1 protein-coding gene is annotated in these 552 nt (G+C 44.0%); it reads left to right on the forward strand.

The genetic code is table 11. From position 1 onward, the window contains the following. Window positions 1-552, forward strand: a 552-nt coding sequence (locus tag GRP75_RS28935) for a sensor histidine kinase (RefSeq protein WP_337194295.1), incomplete at both ends; no start/stop codon positions are given.

Raw genomic sequence — 552 nt, forward strand, 5'->3', positions numbered from 1 at the left:
GCCGATTTCCAGTAGTATTCAAACGATGCAGGAAATTGAAAGAAGCTTGAAATTTAAAAAAATCCCCGCTGGCAGTCATAATCAAGATGAATTGTCCCAAATGACCGCCACTTTTAACCGAATGATGGAGAGATTAGAAGAAAGCTTTCAGAGCCAGCAGCAGTTTGTTTCAGATGCCTCACATGAGCTGAACACCACTCTTATGATTATTGAGGGCTATGCCAACATGCTGCGGCGGTGGGGCACGCGTGACGAGGACATTCGTAAGGAATCCATTGAATCGATCTATGAAGAAACTCAGCGAATGCGTACGATGACACAGCAGTTGCTGACTCTTGCCTCCTCACAGCAGAAAGATCCTGAGCCGCATGAGCGGATAGAAATGATCGGTTGTTGTCAACAGGTGGTAGCGCATCTCAAGCCTGTACATGATCGTCAAATTTCTATTTTAACAGAAGAGAACGAAATTTGGCTGGATGCCAATCTGACAAAAATAAAGCAGTTACTAGTGATCCTGCTGGATAATGCATTAAAATACAGCTCGGATGAGAT

Origin of the sequence: Paenibacillus sp. OT2-17 (genome assembly GCF_009827695.1) — a bacterium.
Classification (GTDB): Bacteria; Bacillota; Bacilli; order Paenibacillales; family Paenibacillaceae; genus Paenibacillus; species Paenibacillus polymyxa_B.